This is a genomic window from Burkholderia sp. KBS0801, from assembly GCF_005937855.2.
In the GTDB taxonomy this organism is placed as follows: Bacteria; Pseudomonadota; Gammaproteobacteria; order Burkholderiales; family Burkholderiaceae; genus Burkholderia; species Burkholderia ambifaria.
In genome coordinates this window covers 949,778-971,619 of the sequence record NZ_CP042179.1, presented here as the reverse complement: position 1 = coordinate 971,619, position 21,842 = coordinate 949,778, and the positions used below count along the sequence as shown (strand labels likewise).

Here is a 21,842-nt window from a genome sequence, read left to right as displayed (position 1 = left end):
GCTGGCAAACCGGGTACGCGCGGCGAAGGCCGGTAAGCTGAAGGATGTCGGTCGGCACCGGAAGCCACTGACGGAAATGGAAGTCGAGCGGGCGCAGGTCAAGCGCGAACTGGCCGAGGTCAAAATGGAGCGCGATTGACCTGCCCCCTGAGCTGCCCCCTTCAATAAGGCCAATGAGCTTCCGGCAAAGTCCCTTTGAACCAACTCCTGGAAAGCGGCAGGAGCATCCGCGGTTGTCCGATGTTTCGCCGCAAACTCTGACGGCGCAAGGTCGTTCAGTGCACTGTGCGGCCTTTGTCCGTTGTAGTCCCGACGCCATGCCGCGCTGACTCGTCAATTCGGGCCCCTGGTCTGTTCGCACCGTCTTGGCATAGCCACGGAAGCGAGCTGCACGGTCCAATGCCCGATCCGGCCTATCGCACCGATCGATCCCATCGCCGCGGTCGGTTTTCTTCTCCGTTCTCTCTTCGCATCCCGATCGTTCCGTTCGCGTCGCGTCGGCGAAAGCCGACCCGATACAAGAGACTAACCGCCAGGGGACGCCCACGACGCACGAGCCGGCAGCAAGCGCGGCGCGGCTGTGCGCGGCGCCGCCGTGCGCTTTTTGATTGCAGCACTCCAGCAGACGAGGACATCGTGACTTACACAGGATGCAGGGATGAGATTGCCGGCGGCCTAACCAAGGTGCTGTGGACGGCTTCGCAGCTCGACGACGAAGCCGATTTCGAGGATCTCCTCGAAGCGATCCGCGTGCTTCGGCCCAAGTGGCCGGGGGCGGGGACGGTCGCCGCGTGGCGCTACGTCCGGCGCCAGGCATGGGGCGACGCGCGCCGCGTGCTCGAGGACGACGACACCGAAGCGAAGCGCTCGGGGCTTCATGCCGCACTGATGGCGGTGTGTCTGTTCGGCCTCGAAGACCCGCTGTGGCACAGCTATGCGCTCAGCGCGGCCGAGCAGCGCGAAAGCATCGAGGGCGCGACGATCGGCGCGCGTCTGCTCGAGCGTGCCGCAAAGCTCGACGCCAGCGTTCAAGCGCCTGCGTCCACCGACGCACCGGCGAGTACGCACGGCGTGCCGGCCGACAACAGCGGATTCTCCGCGTCGATGACGTGGGTCCGCGCATGAGCACCCGTTTTCACTTTCCGCGCGCCGGGCGATTCGCATTTCAATCGCAGCCTTCGCATCGGTGCGCTTGTAGCAGCGACAGCAACCTAGACTGACTTTGCCTCGTAGTACCCACGGTCACGCAACCACTTACCCGACAGGAAGGAAACATCATGAATCTGAACGTTCCGAGTATGAACACCTACCCCACCGATCCGGCGAGCTATCTGCAACGGCTGACCAACGGTGCCTCGACGGGCTCGACGCAGGACGTGCTCAAGGATCTCATCGGCCTCATCAGCCAGTTGCTCAAGCAGATGCAGGCCGGGCAGAACGGGCAGGCCGGCGGCATGCCGGGCGGCGCCGGCGGTGCTGGCGGCATGCCCGGTGGCATGCCCGGCGGCACGCCCGGTGGCATGTCCGGTGGCGGCGCGGGCGCAATGCCCGGCGGTGTGGGGGCGACGCCCGGCGGCATGGGGGGCGCGGGCGCCATGCCGGGCGGCAGCGGGGGGATGACGGTGCAAAACGCGGCGGGCGTGCTGGCCTCGTACATGGGGCAGCATGGCCTCAGCGCGTCGGACCCGAACACGATGTACAAACTCTCGACGAACGCCGACGGCGGCACGCCACCCACGGTGCAGCAAGCGGCGCAGACAATGCTCGCGAACCCGGGCGCCTACCAGCAGATCGAGACGCACGACGTGGCGGGCACCGACGGCAAGTCCGCGGTCAGCAATTTCCAATGGGCGGCTCAAGGCGGACTCGGCGCGGCGGGCAACGCAACGGGTGGCGCGGGCGGCGCGGGCGGCGTGGCGGGGCAGTCGGGGACGACCGGCGGCTTGCCCGGCACGGGCGGTTTTCCGGCGAACACCAGTACGCTGCCGACGACGGGTGGCTTGCCGACAACGGGCGCGACGGCAGGCTTCACACCCGGTACAGGCGACCTCCTGAAGGACGGCAAGCCGCTGCAGATGGCCGACGAAGGCAAGGCGCTGGCCAACTTCAACGCGCAGGATGGTGCCGACTTCCAGGCCATGGAAAGCGCGTTGTCGCACGGCGACGGCAATGCCGCGGCGAAGACGCTCGCCAACGCGGTGAAGTCGGGCAAGCTGAGCCAGTCGGATGCGGCGGCGATCGGCGCACAACTGCAGCAGACGGCGAACGCGCATGGCGGTGGCAAGATCAGCCACGACGCGAGCAAGGCGCTTTCGGATGCACTGGGCGGCGCGAACGTGCTGACGCCGGGCAAGACGCGCGCCGCGGTTGCCTTCGAGAACATCACCGGCATTCACACGGGTACGATCGCCGGCGTCAGCACGAAGTAACGTCGTCGGCAGTTCCGGCGATCATCCCGATCGGCGACCCGAGCGGCCGCCGATCGGGGGCTGCAGGAAGCGACGATCGGGGACAGCGGCGACAATCGGCGGCCGCGCTGCGAAACACCGCAGCGCGGCCGCTTCGTTGTTTACCGGCGCAACCGATGTCCCGATTCAGCCCTCCATCTGCTGACGAAGGGACGCGTTCAGCGGGCTCCATTCGAGCAACGCGACGAAGCCGTCCTGCGCGGCGACCACGACCCAGCGCCGGTACTGATGCCCGATCTGCCCGGGCGCGTACGTGTGTGCTTCCTGCCAGGCGGTGGCGCGCCGCACGTGGACGGTCGTGCCGAAGAGCGGCGCGATCGATTCGACGTTCCCGCAGGCCCGCACGATGCGCATCACCTCGGCCACGGGCTGCGCGAAATCGATCGTGCGCTCGGCGTCGGCAAGGCGCGGCCAGTAGCTGCCCGCACCTTGCGGACGCCGTTCGTTCCAAAGCCGATCGAAGTCGCGGGCCACGCGCGTGGCCAGCCGATGGGCGGCCATCTGCAGCTTCAACTGCAGCGTCTCGTGCCATTCGTCGGCATCGAGCGGAAAGCATTCGGAATCGACGATCTCCCCGGTATCGAAATCGGCATCGATTCGATGGCAACTGACGCCCCACTCGCGCCGCCCCTCGAGGATGGCGCGCATGGCCGGGTACGGGCCGCGCCCGTCGGGCAGCGGTGACGGATGGAAGTTCGCCGCATGGCGCAGATAGGGCTGCCACGCCGGAATCTTCCGGTTGTAGCCGGCCACGATCAGTGTGTCGCATTGCCGTTCGGCGAGCCAGCGCAGATCGTCTTCGTCGATGCGTGACAGCTGCACCGGAATGCGCAGCTTCTCCGCGCGCTCGACGAGTGCGCTATTGAAGTCCAGCCGGTTGTCGACCGGAATCGAGTAGAGCGCCACAGGCTCCCAGCCGGCGGCAACGAACGCGTCGAAGACGACGCGCCAGCGATCGAAGCCGGCGAATGCGAATCGCATGATCGGTTCTCCCTTTCGCAATGAAGGTCATGGCGGCATGGACGGCGATGACGGCCGACGGCCACCCCGCTTCACGGTAAGCGCGCACGGTGGAGGACAGCCTGCGCATTCCGAAGTTTCGTCGAGTGCCGCGAACCGGCAAGTAAATCGCCGACTGCGCGCCGCGCGTCAGGACCTCAGCCCGAGGCTTTTCTTGATGGCGTCCTCCGCCGTCTTGGCGGCGGTTGCCGTGAGGCCGGGCTGCCCGATGATGTTGGCGATCTGTTTGAGCCGCTCGCTTTCGGTCAGCGGTGCGGCGCTCCGGCTGGCAGCCGATGTATCGCTCGGCGCCGGCGCCTCTTGCGGTTTTTCGCGCCGCGCGCGTGCAAGCTGCGAAAGCAGCAGTGCCGCTTCGCCCTTCGGAATGCCGCTGTCCGTCAGCAGCGTGTGCGCGGCGATCAGATCCTGATTGCGGCTCGCGCGCGGATGATTGCCCACGATCGCGAGCGCCTGCTTCGCGCGCTGCGAGCCTGATGCATCGACTGCCATGTCGGCACCCGCGAGCGCCGCAAGCGAGGCTGGATCGAGGCGCCCGATGCTCTTGGTGACCATCGACAGAATGTGCTTGACCACGATGTCGCGCTCGGCATCCTTGTGTACCTTCGCCTTGTCTTCAGCGTGCATGCCCGAGATCAAGCGCTTGCCGAACGACGTCGTGCTGTTGGCGTAGCGGCGTGCATCGTCATAGAGCGACGCATAGATACCCGCCTGCGCCTGCGGGCTGCGCAAGTCCGCAGGCAGGCCTTCGTCCGCTGGCCGCGCCTCCATGGCGCGCAGATCGTCGATCTTCGCGCGGCTCGTTTGCAGCGCCGCGCGCAGGCGCTCGTCCTGCGTCTGGCCGGTGTAGTCGTGCGGGGCCAATACCGTGTCGACGTAGCGTTGGATCGTGGCGGCCTTCGCATTGCGCAGGTTTTGCCGTCCTTCGACAAACGGCTTCTTCAAATCGAGCGCTTCCTTGACCGCATTGGTCACGTGCCCGGATGCCGCGAGCGGTGCCAGCGCGCCGTGCGAGCCGCCTATGAGCAGCCCGCTTGCCGTCAGACCGATGGCGGACGTGACCGACTGGTAGAGCGCGCCGTTACGTTGCTTGCCCTTGTTCTCCGCGATGCTCATGGCGGTCAATACGTCGCGGGCATGCTGCGTGAGCGGATGCGCGTCGTCTCGCGCAATGCGCGAGAGCTTGCCTTTGTCGTATTGCCATTCTCCATTGCTGTTTTTCGTCAGCAGCAGATTCTCGACCTGGTTGGGCATCGGCGCGCCCGGAGGGCGTTTTTCGGGGTGCTCGAAGCGTTCGACGTCGGCGGCGAGCATCGCCTTGACCTTGTTTTCGTAACGGCCATGGATCGAATGCGCGGCGGCGGCGTTCGAGCCCGAGGCCAGCGCGTTCACGAGGTCGGTGGCGGGCGCCGCGTCGTAGCCGAACTGCCCGTGCGTCGCCGTCGATACGCCGTTCAGGCCGTCTTTCGCGGGCCGCTTGGCGGCGAAGGCCGTCAACGTCATGCCTTTGCGGTTGACGCCCATCGCGTGCGCGAAATCGGCGAAGCGTCGGCCTTTGCCGCCGGCACCCGGCACGAATGCGCCGATGTCGTCCACACCGGGCTTCTGCGGCGCGATAGCCGCTGCGGGCCTGGGGGCAGCGGGAGCAGCGGGCGCGGCGGGCAGACCTTCCGCGCACGGGCGCTTGCCGAGGCTGCCGAGTTCCTCGATGAGCACACCGGCACTCGCGCGCCGGGTCGGCACCGGCGCGGGTTTCGCGCCCGTGGAGGGGCCGGGGTCGCTCGTCGTGCGGGTGAGGGACGCGGATTCGATCGCATGCGAGTGGAACTCGATCTTGGGTGGGGGCGCCATGATGTTCTCGGACCGGGAGACAAGATGGACTGCACTGTGCGGGCCGGTCATGACACTCCCGTGAACCGCGCGAAGCATCGTTCGGATTGGCGAAGCAGGTTCGCGGCGGCCTGCCGCCGAGCCGTCTCGCGGGTGTCGCTCATTCGGTTTTCGCGGTGCGGCTTCGCGCGCGCGAACGCTTTCGCATCCGCATTCATTAGATTGGAACGAGGGCCGGCTTCACGCGGTTCGGTTTCGCGCGTTTCATCGAACGCGCGCTTCGTTCACGATCAAGGAGAAAACGAATGAGCTTCATCGGCAATATTGTGAAAAGCGTAGTCGGGGATGTCACCAAGGCTGCCGGGGGTGTCCTCCATGGTGTCGGCAACGCGCTGCACGGCGCGGCGACGTTCGGCAAGGGGCTGCTGAGCGGCAACCCGAAGGAAGCCCTTGCGGGGGCGGGGGCCATTGCGACGGGTGGGCTCGAGGCGCTCGAGGGCGGCACGGCGCTCGCGGAAAACCTGACGCCGGAGGGCGCCGCTACCGCGCTCGCATTGGCGGGCGGCAAGGAGGCGGTGCGAACGCTGACCTCAGGCACTGGCGCAGCCTGATGCACGGACGGTGACGAGCATGATGGAGCTTCTTACCGAACTGCCGGCCGATGCGCCGGCCATGGCGCAGGCGATCATCGAGCATATCGAGGCCAACGAGCTGGACGAGGCCGAGGCGCTGCTGGCGCGCATGCACGATGTCTACCCCGAAACGCGCGAGGTGCACGTGTTTGCCGTGACGATCGCATTGGTGCGCGGGCGTCCGCACGAGGCGTGGCAGATCGTGAACGGATTGCCCGACGATCGCGCGCCCGAATTGAAGGCAATCTGCCTGAAAGTCCTCGACGATCCGTCGTGGCATGGCTATGCGACGGCACACGAGGACAGTGCCGATCCCTACGTGCGCCTTGCCATGCGGCGCCTGCTCGAAAGAGACTGATGCCCGATTGCGCCGCGCCGGATCGAATCGTCGTGCAAGCAGATTCGGCGCGATCGGGCTCTCAACCTGCCACCCGATAACGGTGTACGCGCCTGGACCGCACCAGCCGGGCCTGACGCATCAACGATCGAGCTCGACAAGGCCGACGTCGTGTCCGAGCAAGCGCAACGCTTGCGACATCCTCCTGCTGCCGTAGCTTCGACGAGCCTCCTCATGAATATGGCGCACCGCCGCCAGTGCCATCGCGTCGCGATTTGATCTGCGTTGGCGCGACCGGGTAGTTCGTGTATTGCCGACGAGCGGTGTTTCCGCGCGGCGGAAAATACGCCGGGCAAAAAAATCCCGCCGGGACATCGGGCGGGATCGTGCGAGTTTTAGACGCCCCGGGGGGCGGACGCGTTCGCGTTCAGAAACCTTGCGCGAGGAATTGCTCGGCGTACTTGTTGCGGTTTTCCATTTGCGGATCGGTGGCCTGTTCGTAGTCCTTGTCCCAGACCAGTGCCGCTTGTTCCGCCGTCGTCGTCTGCTTGATGTCCGTGATCGTCTTGCTGTACGTGGTGTCGAGTTCCTGATTCATGAAGCCGATGTTGGCTTCGAGGCTGCCCGGGTCGAGCCCGTGCTCCTTCGCATAGTTGATTTCGCCTTGTTTGCGTGTGCCGCCCCATTGCGCAAGACCCCAGCCGTTGGCGTTGTCGTCCGCGAAGTTGCCGGAGGGCGCGCCCTTCGCGCCGCCTTGATTGACGTTGCCTTGCAGCCCGCTTTCCTGCTGCAGGTTGCCGAGTACGCCGGCTACCTGCGCGTCGGTCAGGCCGTAGCGCGATTTGAGGTCCTGTGCGATGGCGTGCGCGGCGTCGCCGCCCGATACAGTGGGCAGCGTGTTGCCGTGGCTGCCGCCGCCACCGCTTCCACCGCCGCCTATGCCCGGCGACGCGCCGCCACCGCCGTGGCCGCCACCGCCGCCACTCACGCCAGCGGGTGCGCCGCCGCCACCGCCGGCATACGCGGGCGGCGCGGCGTACGAAGGCGTACCGCCGCCGATGCCGCCCACACCGCCCGCATCGCCTGAATTCTGGCTGGAGGGATCGAGAATCTGCTTGATTTCTTCGATGAGCAACTCGAGCAGTTGTGCGAGCTGCGATTCGTTCGTGCCGCCAATGCCGCCGACATCGTCGATGCCGTTCAGATAGCCGGCGTTATAGCCTTGCACTGCTGTGGTGGACATGATTTTCTCCGCGTGAGAATGACGGTATTCGTCAGTTGCTGGTGGAGGGCCGATAACGGCCGCCTGCGAAACCTAATGTATTGCCCGGCGCTTACAGCGCCTTGACGGATGCGAAGTCGTTGTCGGATTGCCGAACTGCCGAACCGGGGGCGGCCGCGATGCCGATGCAAGCGGCTTGCGGCAGGCGAGCCGCCGCGCCACCGATGCGGCCACCTGCGCGAACCTTCGTCGTTTCGCTTGCTCGGCGCGGCCCGGTTGCTCAGGCGGTCGTGCGATGCATCACGCCCAGTTCCATCACGTTGTCGGCGCCGATCGTTCGCCCCTCGTTCGACCGGTTCGACGGGCTCGACGTGCTCGCGGCAAACGGCAGGCATCCCGCGATGATGAGCAGTGCGCCCAACGCGTTCTCCGCGAAGCTCTTGGTGCCCGCGGACCAATCGCCTCCCTCCACGGCGTGATTGACCACGGCGGTGGCGGCATAAAGGGAGAGGAACAGGCTGAGACGCGCGATTCCCGCGCCGGCCGCCTTGTCCCCGAGCTGCCTGGCCGTGCTGGTTGCGGAGGTGTCGATCTTGCCCCAGCTCAGGCGCAGCGTCTTCAGTTCATCGAGCGCCTTGCCCGTGAAGCCGTGCGTCGAGATTTCCGAGGCCACGCGTCCCCCGATTGCATCCAGCCCCTCGCCGGCGGCATTCGCTGCCGAATAGCCGAACAGGCCTTTGATCGCAGCGTTGGTCTTCGTGTGGTGAATGAGGCTGTCGACGTAGGACGTGGCCGACCATTGCGAGCTGCCCTGTGCGGTGTTCACGGCGAGCTGGTTTCCGAAATACGGAACGTCGTTGAGCATCTGGCCTCTGACGGGGCGCTCGTAGCCTGCGTCGTGATTGCCTTCGAGCGGGCGGAACACGTTGATCACGTCGCGTGCCAGGTATGCATACGATTTGATCGCGCTAGGCAGTATGCCGGCGAGCTGCCCAAGATGCCCGTTGCCCGCGTCGTTCTTGCCGGTATAGGCTGCGGCGGCCACCGTCGCTATCAGCGCGATGATCTGCGCACCGTGGCCCGCGTAGGTCTTGTTGTCCGCGGCGCCGGTGTGATACTTGTGCAACATCGCGGCCAGGTTGCCCATCGCCGCCGCCGTGAACAGCGAGGCCGTAATTGCGCCGCGTGTTTCGGGCCCCGCGCCGGTCTTGTCCAGGACTGCTTCGGTCGCCATCGAGCACAACTCCCGGAAGAGCGTGGCGCCGCCGGTTGCGACGAATTCATGACTGAACGCGTTGACGAGGTTGGCCGTCCACCCTTTGAGCGGTTGCGCGGCGCCGTAGGGGTTCCGGGTCAGCATGTCGCCGACGTTCGAGATGAACGATTGGATCTGCCCCGGCCGGGACAGCGCGGCCGACAGGTGGCTGCTGATCGAGGCGGCCGATGCCGGACGTATGTCTTGGGTTTCCGCGACCGCCGATGTGACCGCCGCGGCCGATGCCGGACGTGTGTCCTCCGTCTCCGCGATCACCGATGTCCCGGCGGGGGCCGGCGTGCGGGTTTCCGGTGCTACCCGGGACGACGAGCTCGAAACGGTTGCTTCGGGCGGGCTTTCGGGCTCCTGACTGTCGATGTCGTGCGCGACGAGGTGAGGCGCCGAGAAGCTGGCCGGATTCGGGGAGAGAGGGCTCCGGGACGCCGTGTCGTGCCCCTCGGACAACGAAGGTGTGTCGGGCAGGCGCGACGATGACGCTTCCGCGTGGGAAGGCGTCGTGAAAGTGTTTTTTGTCGGCACCTGGTCGTCTTGCGGTGGCGCGGCGCTCGTCGTTGCCTCGTCCACGAGCGCCAGCGTCTCTTTCGGGAGCGGCACCGGGCTGGCCGCGCGCGACGTGTCGGGTGTCGATTCGGCCTCGCTCGTCGTCGCGGCTGTCAGCCCCGTGGCCTCCTTCTCGTGCGGCAACGGGCTGCCCGAACGCGCCGTGGCCGGTTGCTTGTCGGCAGTTTTCGTTTCCGCGGTCTCCTGATGTCGAACGGGCGTCGCACTGTCGTGCTGCGATGCAGGCGTGTGTGGTTGCGGTTCCTCGTGTACGGGCACTTCTTCGCTCGACTCCCCGCCGCCCGACAAGTTGAGCATCGGTATCGTCCCGTCTGCCAGGGCTGCACGTTGAGCGCCCAGCTTGCCCGAACTGGGCAGCGACCGTGAGCCGCCTTGGCGGCCGATCGCGGAGCCTGACGACGATGCGCGCGCAGGCAGCGAGCTGCGCCTGACTGGCGCCGGCAGCGGCGGGGATGGAGGCTGCGCCGTCCCAACCGATTGCGATGTTGTCGAAAGCGGGCCCGCCTGCGCCGGTGCATGGTTGCCGGTGTGCGCCGGAAAGGCGGGTGCATTGCTCAGAGCGCCGAGCAATGCGCCGCCGGAGGGGCGCGGGCCGGTCATCGATGCGCTTCGTTGGCGCGGGGCCGGCGCGGGCTGCGTGTCGTTGCGCGGGAGGTCGAGCGATGATGACCGTACTTGCGTGCTGTTGCTGATCGTCATGACGTTTCCTTTCGGTTGATTTCGATCGTTCGACGTCGCCTCGCGACAAAGGCCTTGATGGACTGACGCGCTGCCTCATCGCGTCCAGGCGGTCGACGTGCGTTCGCCCGTCGATTCCGTCTTCGCGCTTTGCGAACGTGGGTTCTCGTGTTGGAAAGGTAAAACGACATAACGGTGGCAGCCTGCCGATTCCGAAGTGGCGTGCAAAAAAACGCACGTCGATCCCGGCGCCGGTGCTACGACTGCGAATCCATTTGCGCACTTCATCAGAATTTGCCGCATGCGCACTTCGCAATTTCGCTCGCCGCGTCGCGTCGCTTGCGTTGCGCAATGCAGTGGCGCATAAGCTTGTGCTTGCATTCCTCGATATCGCTCCGCGTGAGTGGGATGCGGGGACCGTGCCGCGCCGACATCGAGCGATGTTGCTGGCGACGGAAATCGTCATGTCACTCAAGGAGTTCGCCATGAAAAACCTAGGAATTCAAACGGGGCTCGTCCGGTCCCGTATCGCGGAGTTCGAGAAAGGGACGAAGAACGGTGCGACCGACGGCGCACAAAAGCAAGCGCCCGCGCGCAGCAAAGGCCAACTGGACGGGCTATCCAGCTTCAAGGGGGCCGACGGCGCGCCGCCACCTCCGCCACCACCGCCGCGCAACTTTGCCAGCCTGCCGGGGCGCACGGGGAACGTCGGTGCACAGTTTCTGAGTTCGGCGCTTCATGCCGGAAGTCACTTTCTGCCGCCCGGCGTCGCGTCCACCGCAATGCATGCGGCGGGTGACATGATGCGTCCATCGGCCCTCGGTGCAGGGAATCCCGTGACGCAAATGGCTGCGATGCAAAACGACTTCATGCAGCAGCAAAGCGAGATGACGCGGCTCAACAACGCGAACACGTTGGCGGCCGCTGTCAACCAGCAGTCGCAGGAGCTCACATCGGCGCTGGCGTCGGTGGGTAACAAGGGTGCCAGCAACATTTCGAACGCCGCCAAGGGGCAGTAACGGCTACGGCGGGCCGCGGCGTTTTCGCGCGCGGCTCGCGAACGCCCCGGTCTGATCGTCCACGCTTCCTGCCTGCTTCGTTCCTGCTTCGTCTCCATTTCGCGCTTGCCTTGGCGCTCGCCATACGAGACGACTTCCTCATGCAACGTCGCTTTCTCTCTTGATGACGTTCGCGGGCAGCCGGGTCTCCCCGGCTGCCCCTGCTCGTCCTACTGCCCGTCGTCCGCCAGCTTCATGCGCTCGACGATGCTTTGCACCGAACGCGCGTAGCGGTCGCGCTCGGCAGGTGTCTCCGAATGGTAGGCACCGATCGCCGCCCAGTTGTTCCCGTACTTGACCATCATCTTGTGCAGGTGCCACGCAGCCACGTACACGCTCAAGCATGGGTTCATGAGGTCGTCAGCCGAGACGCCGTAGCGCGACAGCAGCGGAAGGTGAATAGAGTTGATCTGCATCATGCCGTAATCGGTCGAACCGTTCCGATTGCGATGGAGCGCGTTCGCGTTGCCATGCGATTCTTGCCACGCGATCGCGCGCAGCACGACGGGGCTCACATGTTGATAGGCTGCGGCCGCCGCAAAGCAGTCGGGGGTCTGCGCGCGCACTTCGGCGGGCCGCGCGGACAGAACGGCAAGCGCCAGCGCGAGCGCCGGCTTGGGCGTGAATAGTCGCATCATGGATCATCCGGTAAGAGAAGCGGTGCGGGAGTCGCTTCGCACCGACGTGGGAATGAAAACGCCGTCCGACCCACGCGTTTGCGTTTCGTCGGACGGCGTTGGCGGAAAAAAGCCGCGGGCCGGCCGTGTTACCGATCGGTGGTGCAGGCGCTTTGGCGCCGCACACCGCTGCCCTCAGCGGCCCATCGTCTCCGAGGGCGCTTCCTGGAACACGCGCCGGTAGCCGTTGATCAGCGTCGAACGATGGCGCACCCCCCACTTGTTCGCGACGTCGAGCACGCGCGTGGCCGGTGCGCCGTCGTCGAGCAGGTCGTCGCGAATGCGCTCCATCCGCTGGCGCCGGATCAGCTCGCTCGGCGACAGCCCGAGGTGGTTCTTGAACGCTGCCTGCATCGCGCGCTCGGTCACGCCCACATGCGATGCCACTTCGCGCACCGAAAGGTCCTTTTGGTCGAGGTTGTCCATCAGGTAGCGATAGGCGCGGCGGTATTTCGCCGGCAAGCGGGCGCTCACGTCGTCGGAGCGCTGCGCCGTGCGCGATGCCTGCATGTGATCGGCCGCGGCGGCGGGCATCGACATGTCCGCGCGCACGTGCTGAATCGACGCGAGCGCGTAGCGGCCGTAGAACTGTGCGAATTCCTGCGTGCGCATCTGCTGCTGCATGATCTTCGCGCGACAGTAGAGGTAGTCGAGGTACCAGCGCGCATGCTGGCTGCCTTGCGAATTCGCCGCGCCGGACGCATCGAGCATCGCTTCGGCCAACGGCGTCGCGTGGCCGGCGATCGCGGCCAACGTGATTTCGAGGCACAGGCTGCGGTGATAATCGTTGAGGCCGGCCTGGCGGCTCCAGCTTACGTATTGCTTGAGCGTTTCGCCCGCGCTCGTCCGGCCGTCGGCCAGCGAAACGAGCCGGTTCAGGTGCGAGAGTCGTTCGGCCAGCAGCGGCAGCACGGTCCCGGCGGGCTGCGAGCCGGGTACCGGTGCCTCGCTCGGCTCGAACTCCCCGATAGCCGAGCGCCAGTAGATGTGGTCGGCGAGTCGCTCGGCACCGTGCAGTTCGTGCTGCGCGAAGAGGTCCCGCCGCAGCGCCTCCACGAGGTAGCTCCAGCGGCGATCGCCATGCGTTGCCGCCAGCGCGGCCAGCTCGCCGAGGCGATGGCACGCCGCCTGGATCAAGCCCAGATGAAACGAAACGAGTGTCGCACCGACGAGGCTGTCGAGACGTTGGTGCGGCGTGGCCGCCTTTTCCTCGCCGACGCGCTTGAAGCAACTGAGCGCGACGTTGAACTGGTTGCGGAAGAAGGCTTGCCAGCCGGTATTGCGGCACGACGCGATACGCAGACCGTCGCGTTGGGCGCGAATGGCTTTTTGCGCGCGGCGATACGTTTCCTCCGCTTCTTCATGGCGGCCGAGCATCAGCTCGAGGTCGGCGCAGACTTGCAGTTGTGCGTAGCCGGGCTGAGCTTGCGCCGTGTCGGTATCGGCATGGCGTGCGGCGTGGCGGACAGCGTCGAGAAACTGGCCTTGGAGCATTTTCGAGGCGACGTCCGCAGGGGTGTCGTCGAAAGCGAGGGCCGAGGCCGCGGCGAAGTAGATCGTCGAGAACATGTCGTGCTCCTGATTCAATGAGCGATGCGTTAAGCGGCGTGAAACGATTCGTGAAGCAGTGAGCGCATGTTTTCATCGCGGGCCGATTTAGGCTCGTGTTTGTGATGGTTTGTTACCTTCGGTTTGGCATCGGCATTTGCCGGAGAGGGCGGTGCCGCGGTGGGCTTTCACGCACGAGCGGGAGGCCTGCGTCGCTTTTTTTGATGATTTTTTGTTACTTTTTGCCGCCGCCGTACGCTGTTGGCGCGGTGCACGGCACCCAATCGGCGGCTCGCCCGCGAACGTCGCCATAGCACATGTTTGTATCTGGCATATTTCTGCGGGCGGCCATTCCGCGATTCGCGCCGAAACGTCCAAAAAAATGCGGCGGCTGCCACAGCGCCATGCTGGGCGGGGCTTGTGACGCGAAGGCGACATTCTTGCGCCGGTGCCTGTATCATCCATGCTGGCTGAGAAAGGATGATTTTCGAGGGGTATTTTTTTACTTAAAGGTGCGGTGTACTTTGCCGTAAATACCCATTGGGCTGTAGCTATCCTTACAAGTCGGTATTGTTTTCTTGCATACTTGCTTTCGAATTCCGGACGCCATTCGGTACTGCTTCTTTTAGGGCAATTATTGGCGTTTCCGGAACAAAGCGAGGGGTCGGCTTGCCGTTGCTCGGTTTGTTCCGGCAGGTGTAATGGTTCAAGCAGAGTGAAAAGAACGTGGCAACAAAAAAAATAGAACTCCCGGTCCATCCGAGATGCGTGAGCGACAACAGGCGGAGCCGGCCGAGGGCGAATGTTCGGATAGCGGCGATGCCGCCGGCAATTCGGGCGCTGCTGTGCGGCGTCTGGTTCGCCTGCACGGTCGCGCACGCTTCCGATCAGCAAGTAATCGTCGACGGCGGGCAGCGCCTGGGCGGCGTCGTGCGCACGGGCGGCCACGACGTTCCGTTGCTGCGCGCGCTCGAGCAGATCATGCCGACGAGTTACAGCATCAATGTGCCGAACGCGGGCGCATGGGCCGACGCGTCCGTGAGCTGGCGCGCCGGCTCGTCGGTCGTGCACGCGCTCGGCGAGGTGCTGTCGGTCGATCCTGCACTGCAGGCGCGCGTCGATACGGATATGCATTTGCTCACGGTGACCGCGCATGCGCGGCGCGCAAACGTTGACGCGCCGCAGCCTTCCTCGCCGGCGGCCGGCGCGGCGTCGCGCATGAACAGTGCCGCCACGAATGCGTCTTCCACCTTGCCCGCGGGCGCGGCGGCGATGGCTCCCGCGGCGGGACCCGCCATTGCACCGGCGCAGACCTTGGCGCAGGCGCGCGTTTCGACGTGGATACCCGCAACACCGGCATCGGCTCGCACACCGGCGGCAGCACTGGCGGTCCCGCCCGTGCCGGCACCCGCACCCGCACCCGCTCCGGTGACGTCGCCCGCACCGGCGGCCGGGCCGGCCATGCCGGCATCGGTACCCGCGCCCGCTCTGGCGATGCCGCCCGCACCGGCAGCCGGGCCGGCCATGCCGGCATCGGTACCGGTACTTGTTTCAGCACCGCCGCGAGCGCAGGTACCCGCGCCCGCAAAGCGTGACGCCATCGAGCCCCCGTTGCTCGCCGCCACGCAACCGGCGTCCGGCCCGGCCTCCCCGGCGCCATCGTCGGCGCCCGCCGCGACTCCGGCGTTCGTACCCGCGGCGGCGCCCGAGCGCACGGAGTGGCAGATGCGCCTGTCGGACGGCTCCGTGCGCAATGCGCTCGCGCGCTGGGCGAGCGAAGCCGGCTGGCAATTCATCTGGGACGTGCCGACCGATTTTCAGGTCGACGCGACGGCCACGATACACGGCACGCTCGCCGAAGCGCTGCGTCAGGTGACCAATGCGCTCGCCGGCTCGCAGGTGCCGATTCAGGTGGTCTTGTACCAGCGCAACCACGTCATGCGCGTCGTTCCCAAAGGAGCAAGTTGATGAGCGTCCTCCGTCGTCCTTTCGTCATCCTTGCCGCATGCCTCTCGCTGCTCGCGGGGTGCACCGGTCTCCTGGACAAGATCGAGCGCAACTCGCAATCCGATACCGCGCGTGCGGGGCAATTGCTCGGCAAGCTCTCGAACGGCGACAACCGCGCGGTGCCGGGCAGTGACGACGTCATCGTCAAGGACGAACTCTGGCTTTCGGGCAAGACGATCAAGATCGCGACGAAATCGACGCTGCCGAAGCTCTTCGACGAGCCGGCGAGCTTCGACGGCACGGTCGATTCGCTGCGCATGTTCGCCGATCGCATTTCGCGCCTCGCGCACCTGCCGGCCAAGGTTGCGCCGGGCACGAGCGAAGCGGCCGCGCGCGCGACGCAGACCGCGGTCGATACGGGGGGCGCCGGAGCCTATCCCGGCGTGCCGCCGCTGCCCGCCGGCCTGCTGCAGGGGCCCGCGCCGAGCACGAGCGCGGCGACGGTGGCCGCGCGCGTGCCGAGCGTATCCTCGCCCGTGCGCATCGCGTATTCGCGCGGCACGCTGCGCGGGCTGCTCGACACGGCGTCGGCTCGCTTCGGCGTCTATTGGAAGTACGAGGACGGCGCGATCGTCTTCTTCTACACGGCCACGCGCGTCTATCAGGTCGTTGCCATTCCGGGCGACTCGAAGCTGGATACGAACGTCGTGAGCGGTGCGAGCAACAGCGGCGGCGCCTCGGGCAACAGCGCGGGGGCGGCGGGCGGATCGGGCGCCGGCGGCGCGGGCATCGGCGGCGGAGGCGGCGGGACGTCCGGTTCGCCCTCCGTGTCGTCGGACAACACCGCGAATATCACGATGAACGCGCAGCTCTCTGTGTACAACGGCTTGCAGACGGCGATCAAGGCGATGCTCTCTCCGGCAGGCTCGGTCATCACCTCGCCAGCCACGGGCTCGATCGCGGTCACCGATACGCCCGATGTGCTCGAGCGCGTGGGCGAGTTCATGGAGCAGCAAAACCGCGTGCTCGCGCGGCAGGTGCTCATCAACGTGACGGTGCTCTCGGTCACGCTTTCCGCGGCGGACAGCTACGGCATCAACTGGCACGCGGTCTATCAGGCGCTCGGCACGCAGTTCGGCATCACCACCGCGTTCACGAGCATGATCCAGAACCCGAGCGAGCTCTCGGCCTCGGTCATCACACCGTCGAGCCGCGCGTCGAGCACGACGGCCGTCATCGATGCGCTGTCGACGCAGGGCACGGTGCACCGCAAGACCTCGGCCTCGATCACGACGCTCAACGATCAGCCCGTTCCCGTGCAGGTGGCCGAGCAGCAAGGCTATCTCGCGCAGATCTCGACGACCAACACCGTCAACATCGGCAGCCAGACGTCGCTCACGCCGGGCACGATCACGACCGGCTTCAACCTCACGGTGCTGCCGCACATCCTCGACGACGGCACGATCATGATGCAGTTCTACAGCAACATTTCGTCGCTCGTGAACCTTGTGCCGTTCGGCCCGGCGAACCAGCAGATCCAGCTGCCGACCGTCGATACGCGCAACTTCCTGCAGCGCATCGCCGTGAAGTCGGGGCAGACGCTCGTCATCAGCGGCTACGAGGGGATCACCGATCAGGATAACCGGCAAGGCGTCGGCCATCCGTCGAACTACGCGATGGGCGGGTTCAACGCCTCCGGCACGCGCGAGGTGATCGTCATCCTGCTCTCGCCGATCGCGATCAACGGCGCTTGAAGCGCGCTCGGGCACAGGATCCTTCATGGCGACGCAAGTCATCCAGATCGGCCGGCAGCGTTTCATATGCGGCCTTTTCTGGCAATCGCTGTCGCGCCGGCACGCGCTGCGCGCGGAGGCAGTGGAACTCGCCGCGCGCCTGAATTTCGATGCGATGGTGCTGCGTATCGATCGCACCTTCGCGGGCGCGGGTTTCGCGAGCACGCGCGAGGGCGCGCAACTGGGCTTGCCGTCGCTCGGCGCGCTCGTGTCGAAGACGATCGCGGCCGAAGGGGCGTTCTACGACGGACGCCAGCAGCCGGCGCCCAACTGGCTCGGTGCGTTCCATCTGCCCGACGGGCGCTGGGCCTACTTCGCCGTGCGCGACGGCGCATTCCTGCCGAACGGCGATCGGATCGGTTCCAGCGAAGAAGTGTTCGAGCGGCTGCACAGCGATTACAGCCTCGGCGGCTGGAACGTCGTCATCGGCGATCCGCAGCTGGAAGTGCAGGGGTTCCACAACTTCTACGCGCGGCGCATCGAGGACATGATCCCGCGCCGGGGCGGCAAGCCGCATTTGCCGCGCTGGCTCAATCTGTCGCGTGTCTCGCGGCGCGCACCGCGGCGCGAGGTGCTGCTGGCCGCCGTCGCGATCGTGGTGGCGGCCGCGGTCGTGGCCGGCATCGTCGCGTACCGGCGCCACCGTATGGAAGTCGAGCGGCAGCAGGCGTTCGAGCGGATGCGCGCGGAGCTCGCGCTGCATCCGCCCAAGCCCGCGGCACCGCCCGAAGCCGCGCACCCGTGGGCCGGCGAGCCGCGGCCCGATGCGTTCGTTCGCGCGTGCGTCGATCACTTCACGCACATCGCGCCGGGCGGGTGGGAACTCGACGACTACGTTTGCCGCGCGTCGAACGTCAGCTACAGCTGGTCGCGGGACGGATCGAACGTGGCGATGCTGATGGCGGCGGAGCCGCGCGCGACGATCGACGGCAACGGCGAGCATGCGAGCTACGTGGAGCCGCTGGCATTGCCCGCGGGGGGAGACGAAGTGATCGATGGCGTGCGCGGCGTGCGCTTGCGCATGCTGTCCGCCTTCCAGTTGCTGGGCATCGGCCTGACGTTCACGCTGCAGCCGGCAAGCGCGCCGCAGCGCAGCCTCGCTTCGCAAACGCTGGACCGGCTGCATCCGGGCGGCGGCCCGCCCCCGGCGCCGAGCTGGCAGACCTGGCGCATGTCGGCGCAACTGGGCGGCGTGCGGCCCGACAGCCTCATCAGGTATCTCGACGAGCCGGGCGTGCGCGTCGAGACGCTTTCATACAAATCCGGGCAGTGGACGCTCGACGGAGTGCTCTATGAGAAATGACGATGCATTGACTGTGCTGGTGCTCGCCTGCTGCTGGGCGTGGCCGTTGGCCGCGTCCGGCGCGGCCAGCGCCGCGGCTGCCACGGCCGCCGCGCCGGCTGAAGCGGCGCCGCGCATGAACGTCGTTCCGACACCGGCCGCCGTGCAGGCAGCCAACGAACTGATGCGGCTGCAGGAGGAAACGATGATCCTCAAGGCACAGCTGAAAAAGCTCGATGCGCAGGCGCAAGTGGCGGAGCGGCAAGAAGCGCTGCACCGGATGGGCAGCACCGTCTCCTCGTATTCGGACGTGTCGCTCGTGGCGACACAAGGGCTCGGCAAGAAGCTCAGCGCAACGGTGGCCACGAGCGACGGCGCGGAGTTCGACGTCGGGCCCGGCGATGCGCTGCCCAACGGCATGCGCGTGGCGGCCATTCGCCCGGGTGCGATCGTCCTTGCATCGCAAGACGGACGGCGCACGACGCTGACCGTCTCCGCGAGCGCGCGGCAGCAGCCCGCGCGCAGCAACGTGGCGTCGACAGGCTCGCCCGGCGTGCCGCCGGTGCCGACGCTGCCTGCTTTGCCGATGCCTGCGAGGTGACGCCATGAGTTCGTCTCCGACACCTCCGGGCAAGACGCGCACAAGCGTGACGCCACTGATTCTCTCGCGCGCCGTGAAGCCGGTCGAAACCGATCCGTCTCTCACGCAGGGTCAGCCGGCGGCCCCGGCCGGGCCGGCTCTCGCGCCCGTTGCGCGGCCACGCGAGCCGGTGCTGAGCGCCGTGGCCGCTGCCGCCGCCGCTTCGGTGCAGCCCGCGCAAGCAGCGTCGCAAAGCCAGCCGCAGGGGCAGGCGCTGCCGCTCGCCGCAGTGGCGCGCCCGCTTTCCGACAGCGGCGAGTTCGCCGCGAGCGACGAGGAGCGCAAGTTTCTCTGTCTGCTCGACGACGGTACGCTGCTCGTTGCCGAAGGGCACGAAATGAATCCGTTCGTACTGTCGTACTGCGCGAGGCTCGAACGGCTCAATTGCCGCTATGCGACGCGGCTCGTGACACTCGATGCGATCCGACGCAGCTATCAGGGCCAGCGCCGCGACGGCAGTGCCGAGCGCATCGATCACACGCGGATGCAGGTCCTCGCGAAGAACCTGATCGCGCGGGCGTGCGACGAGCGTGCGTCGGATATCCATATCCGTGTGAACCGCTTCAGCACGGAGATTCTTTTTCGCATCCACAACGAACTCGTGCGCATTTCGGAGCAGACGCGCGAGTACGGCGAGCGGCTGCTCGCCACGCTTTATGCGGCGATGTCGAGCGTATCGGACAACACCTACAAGCCGAACGAACGCCAGGACGCGGCCATCGGCGATCGCGACAAGCTGCCGGACCGGCTTTTCGGCGTGCGGATCGCGACGGCGCCCACGAGCGTCGGCAGCGTCATGGTGCTGCGGCTGCTCTACAACGATGCGGGCGAGGCGACGGCCCTGACCGAGCTCGGCTTCACGGTGGCGCAGGCGAACGCGTTCGAGCTGCTCGCGCAGCAGCCGCACGGCATGAACATCATCAGCGGGCCGACCGGCTCGGGCAAATCCACGACGTTGCAGCGCGTGCTGACGAAGCAACTCCGCGAGATGGCCGGCTCGATCCACGTCATCACCGTGGAAGACCCGGTGGAGTACCCGATCGAGGGCGCCGTGCAGACGCCCGTCGTCAACGCGCCGACAGAAGAGGCGCGCTCGCTCGCGTTCGCCGCCGCGATCGCGAATGCGATGCGGCTCGATCCCGATACGATCATGATCGGCGAGGTGCGCGACCGCGCTTCGGCGCAAAGCGCGTTGCGCGCCGCGATGACGGGCCATCAGGTCTGGACGACGGTGCACGCGAACGGCGCGCTCGCGATCGTGGACCGTCTCGTCGATCTCGGCTTGCCGATCGCGATGGTGACGGACGAATCGCTCGTCACGGGGCTCATCAGCCAGCGGCTCGCCAAGCTGCTGTGTCCGCACTGCTCGCGCCCGCTGGCCGAGGCGATGGCACAGCTCGACATGGGGCTCGTCGCGCGCGTGAGGCGGGCCGTCGGCGCGCGGTTCGACGCGGTGCGCGTGGCCGGGCCCGGTTGCCCGCATTGCAAGAACGGCACGGTCGGCCGGACCGTGGTGGCCGAGGTCGTGCGTACCGACGCGACGTTTTGCGAATTGCTGCGCGCCGGGCGCAAGCCCGATGCACAGGCGTACTGGCTCAGCGAGCTCGCGGGGCAGACGGTCGCGCAGCACGCGCTCGAAAAAGTGGCGGCGGGCCTCATCGATCCGCGCATGGCGGAGCGCGTGGTCGGCCCGTTCATGCAGGGCAGCGGGGGGCGGCCGCAGCCGCTCGGAAGCGGCTATGGCACTTGAGCTCAACCGACGCTGGGCGCGCCTGCAATTCACGACGCAGCCGCGCCTGCGGCTCTATCGCAAGATCGCGAAAATGCTCGCGAACGGTTTGCCGTTGCTCAAGATTCTCGAGGAGCTCGAGTTGCGTGCGTCGCACGAGGGCCGCAAGCCGAACGAGCCGCTGGCATTGACGCTCGCGGACTGGCGCAGCGTCGTGCAAAACGGCGGCATGCTGGCCGAGGCGATGGCGTGGTGGGTGCCGCATACCGAGCAGATGATCGTCATGGCCGGCGAGCAGTCGGGACGCCTCGAGGCCGCGCTGCTGAACGTGTGCACCGTCGTGCAGTACAGCCGCCGGATCCGCACGGCCATCGTCGGCGGGTTGACCTACCCGTGCGTGATCGTGGCGATGACGATCGGGTACGTGTACCTGTTCGGCAAGCTCGTGATTCCGCGCTTCGCGTCGATCGTGAGCCCGGAGCGCTGGCACGGCGTGGCGAAGTCGCTCTACGAGCTGTCCCGGTTCGTGCAGGGCGGCATGATCTACTGCCTCGTGGTGCTCGCGATCCTCGTCGCGGCGCTCTTTTACTCGATGCCGCGCTGGTCCGGCAACGTGCGGGTCTGGCTCGACCGCTACCCGCCTTACTCGATCTATCGGCTCATTACGGGCTGCGGTTTTCTCGTCGCGTTTTCGTCGCTGCAGGCGGCGGGCTTCACGGTCGAACGCTCGCTCGCGCGGCTGGCCACCGATGCGAAGCCGTGGCTCAGGCAGCGAATCGACGACATGCTCTTCGGCGTGAAGTCGGGGCTCAACGTCGGCGAGGCGATGAAGAACGCCGGCTACCGGTTTCCTTCGGAGGAGATCGTCGACGATCTGTGTGTGTATGCCGAATACAAGGGCTTCGCCGAGGCGCTGCACGCGATCGCCAGCGAATGGATGACCGACGGCGTGGAGACGATCGAGGCGCAGATGCGCGTGGTCAACGGCGCGGCGATCGTCGTGCTCGCGCTCGTGCTGTCGTGGCTCATCAGCGGCTTCTTCGGAATTCAGCAGGAAATTGCGGCTTTGGCTCGGAGTCTGCATTGAGCGTGCCGTGTAATGACGTGCAAGCGCAGTGCGGACGCAGTGCAAACGAACGGGTGTTGA

Annotated in this window: 18 protein-coding genes and 3 pseudogenes; 12 read left to right on the top strand and 9 right to left on the bottom strand. The window is 66.6% G+C overall.

What is annotated here, in order from left to right:
- Position 1 precedes the first annotated feature (1 nt).
- Positions 2 to 136, top strand: a pseudogene (locus tag FFI87_RS33930) (IS3 family transposase); the annotation flags it as partial.
- A 98-nt stretch (positions 137 to 234) separates the two neighbouring features.
- Here FFI87_RS33930 and FFI87_RS33925 read toward each other — a convergent pair.
- Positions 235 to 406, bottom strand: a pseudogene (locus FFI87_RS33925) (integrase core domain-containing protein); the annotation flags it as partial.
- Between the two features lie 230 nt (positions 407 to 636).
- On the opposite strand from FFI87_RS33925, the gene FFI87_RS33920 reads away from it, so the two are divergent.
- Together FFI87_RS33920 and FFI87_RS33915 are read left to right on the top strand one after the other, a co-directional pair.
- Entirely contained in the window at positions 637 to 1,125 is a 489-nt protein-coding gene (locus tag FFI87_RS33920; RefSeq protein ID WP_006750733.1) for an HrpB1 family type III secretion system apparatus protein, read from the top strand.
- A 152-nt stretch (positions 1,126 to 1,277) separates the two neighbouring features.
- Entirely contained in the window at positions 1,278 to 2,429 is a 1,152-nt protein-coding gene (locus FFI87_RS33915; RefSeq protein ID WP_138850695.1) for a hypothetical protein, read from the top strand.
- 165 nt (positions 2,430 to 2,594) lie between these two features.
- Here FFI87_RS33915 and FFI87_RS33910 read toward each other — a convergent pair whose 3' ends face one another.
- Positions 2,595 to 3,449 (bottom strand): methionyl-tRNA formyltransferase, encoded by an 855-nt coding sequence (locus tag FFI87_RS33910; RefSeq protein ID WP_138850694.1) that lies wholly within the window; start codon positions 3,447 to 3,449, stop codon positions 2,595 to 2,597.
- 168 nt (positions 3,450 to 3,617) lie between these two features.
- Complete coding sequence (locus FFI87_RS33905) at positions 3,618 to 5,387, bottom strand: hypothetical protein (protein ID WP_138850693.1); 1,770 nt, start codon at positions 5,385 to 5,387, stop codon at positions 3,618 to 3,620.
- Positions 5,388 to 5,620: 233 nt separating this feature from the next.
- Here FFI87_RS33905 and FFI87_RS33900 point away from each other — a divergent pair, with 233 nt between their 5' ends.
- Positions 5,621 to 5,926, top strand: a complete 306-nt coding sequence (locus tag FFI87_RS33900; RefSeq protein ID WP_012372048.1) for a hypothetical protein — start codon at positions 5,621 to 5,623, stop codon at positions 5,924 to 5,926.
- Positions 5,927 to 5,945: 19 nt separating this feature from the next.
- Positions 5,946 to 6,305, top strand: a complete 360-nt coding sequence (locus FFI87_RS33895; RefSeq protein WP_138850891.1) for an HrpB1 family type III secretion system apparatus protein — start codon at positions 5,946 to 5,948, stop codon at positions 6,303 to 6,305.
- 8 nt (positions 6,306 to 6,313) lie between these two features.
- Here FFI87_RS33895 and FFI87_RS33890 read toward each other — a convergent pair.
- From FFI87_RS33890 to FFI87_RS33875, 3 genes and pseudogenes are all read right to left on the bottom strand, one after another.
- A pseudogene (locus tag FFI87_RS33890) lies at positions 6,314 to 6,581 on the bottom strand (IS3 family transposase); the annotation flags it as partial.
- Between the two features lie 130 nt (positions 6,582 to 6,711).
- Entirely contained in the window at positions 6,712 to 7,527 is an 816-nt protein-coding gene (locus FFI87_RS33885) for a phage tail tip lysozyme (RefSeq protein WP_186381770.1), read from the bottom strand.
- Positions 7,528 to 7,786: 259 nt separating this feature from the next.
- Positions 7,787 to 9,943 (bottom strand): hypothetical protein, encoded by a 2,157-nt coding sequence (locus tag FFI87_RS33875; protein ID WP_138850890.1) that lies wholly within the window; start codon positions 9,941 to 9,943, stop codon positions 7,787 to 7,789.
- 236 nt (positions 9,944 to 10,179) lie between these two features.
- On the opposite strand from FFI87_RS33875, the gene FFI87_RS35190 reads away from it, so the two are divergent.
- Positions 10,180 to 11,040, top strand: a complete 861-nt coding sequence (locus tag FFI87_RS35190) for a hypothetical protein (RefSeq protein ID WP_244097040.1) — start codon at positions 10,180 to 10,182, stop codon at positions 11,038 to 11,040.
- A 209-nt stretch (positions 11,041 to 11,249) separates the two neighbouring features.
- Here the strand turns inward: FFI87_RS35190 and FFI87_RS33865 are convergent, their stop codons facing one another.
- The 3 genes from FFI87_RS33865 to FFI87_RS33855 form a co-directional block, all read right to left on the bottom strand.
- A complete protein-coding gene (locus FFI87_RS33865; protein WP_012372043.1) occupies positions 11,250 to 11,717 on the bottom strand; it encodes a lytic transglycosylase domain-containing protein in 468 nt (155 codons plus the stop codon).
- Between the two features lie 174 nt (positions 11,718 to 11,891).
- The gene (locus FFI87_RS33860; protein WP_012372042.1) at positions 11,892 to 13,325 is read right to left on the bottom strand and encodes a helix-turn-helix transcriptional regulator; all 1,434 of its coding nucleotides are present in this window, start codon (positions 13,323 to 13,325) and stop codon (positions 11,892 to 11,894) included.
- 87 nt (positions 13,326 to 13,412) lie between these two features.
- Complete coding sequence (locus FFI87_RS33855; protein ID WP_138850690.1) at positions 13,413 to 14,063, bottom strand: hypothetical protein; 651 nt, start codon at positions 14,061 to 14,063, stop codon at positions 13,413 to 13,415.
- 9 nt (positions 14,064 to 14,072) lie between these two features.
- Between FFI87_RS33855 and FFI87_RS33850 the strand changes: the two genes are divergently transcribed.
- From FFI87_RS33850 to FFI87_RS33825, 6 genes are read left to right on the top strand one after another with little or no spacing between them, the layout of a single operon-like run.
- Complete coding sequence (locus tag FFI87_RS33850; RefSeq protein WP_261378668.1) at positions 14,073 to 15,272, top strand: toxin co-regulated pilus biosynthesis Q family protein; 1,200 nt, start codon at positions 14,073 to 14,075, stop codon at positions 15,270 to 15,272.
- Positions 15,272 to 17,005 carry a PilN family type IVB pilus formation outer membrane protein gene (locus tag FFI87_RS33845; protein WP_138850689.1) on the top strand — a complete coding sequence of 578 codons (1,734 nt, stop codon included), beginning with the start codon at positions 15,272 to 15,274 and terminating at the stop codon, positions 17,003 to 17,005. Before FFI87_RS33850 ends, FFI87_RS33845 begins: the two co-directional genes overlap by 1 nt.
- A 25-nt stretch (positions 17,006 to 17,030) precedes the next feature.
- A complete protein-coding gene (gene pilO2, locus FFI87_RS33840) occupies positions 17,031 to 18,347 on the top strand; it encodes a type 4b pilus protein PilO2 (RefSeq protein WP_126223945.1) in 1,317 nt (438 codons plus the stop codon).
- Complete coding sequence (pilP, locus tag FFI87_RS33835) at positions 18,337 to 18,927, top strand: type IV pilus biogenesis protein PilP (RefSeq protein WP_012372038.1); 591 nt, start codon at positions 18,337 to 18,339, stop codon at positions 18,925 to 18,927. Before pilO2 ends, pilP begins: the two co-directional genes overlap by 11 nt.
- A 4-nt stretch (positions 18,928 to 18,931) precedes the next feature.
- Entirely contained in the window at positions 18,932 to 20,716 is a 1,785-nt protein-coding gene (locus tag FFI87_RS33830) for a GspE/PulE family protein (protein ID WP_138850688.1), read from the top strand.
- The gene (locus FFI87_RS33825) at positions 20,706 to 21,782 is read left to right on the top strand and encodes a type II secretion system F family protein (RefSeq protein WP_138850687.1); all 1,077 of its coding nucleotides are present in this window, start codon (positions 20,706 to 20,708) and stop codon (positions 21,780 to 21,782) included. Before FFI87_RS33830 ends, FFI87_RS33825 begins: the two co-directional genes overlap by 11 nt.
- Positions 21,783 to 21,842: the final 60 nt, after the last annotated feature.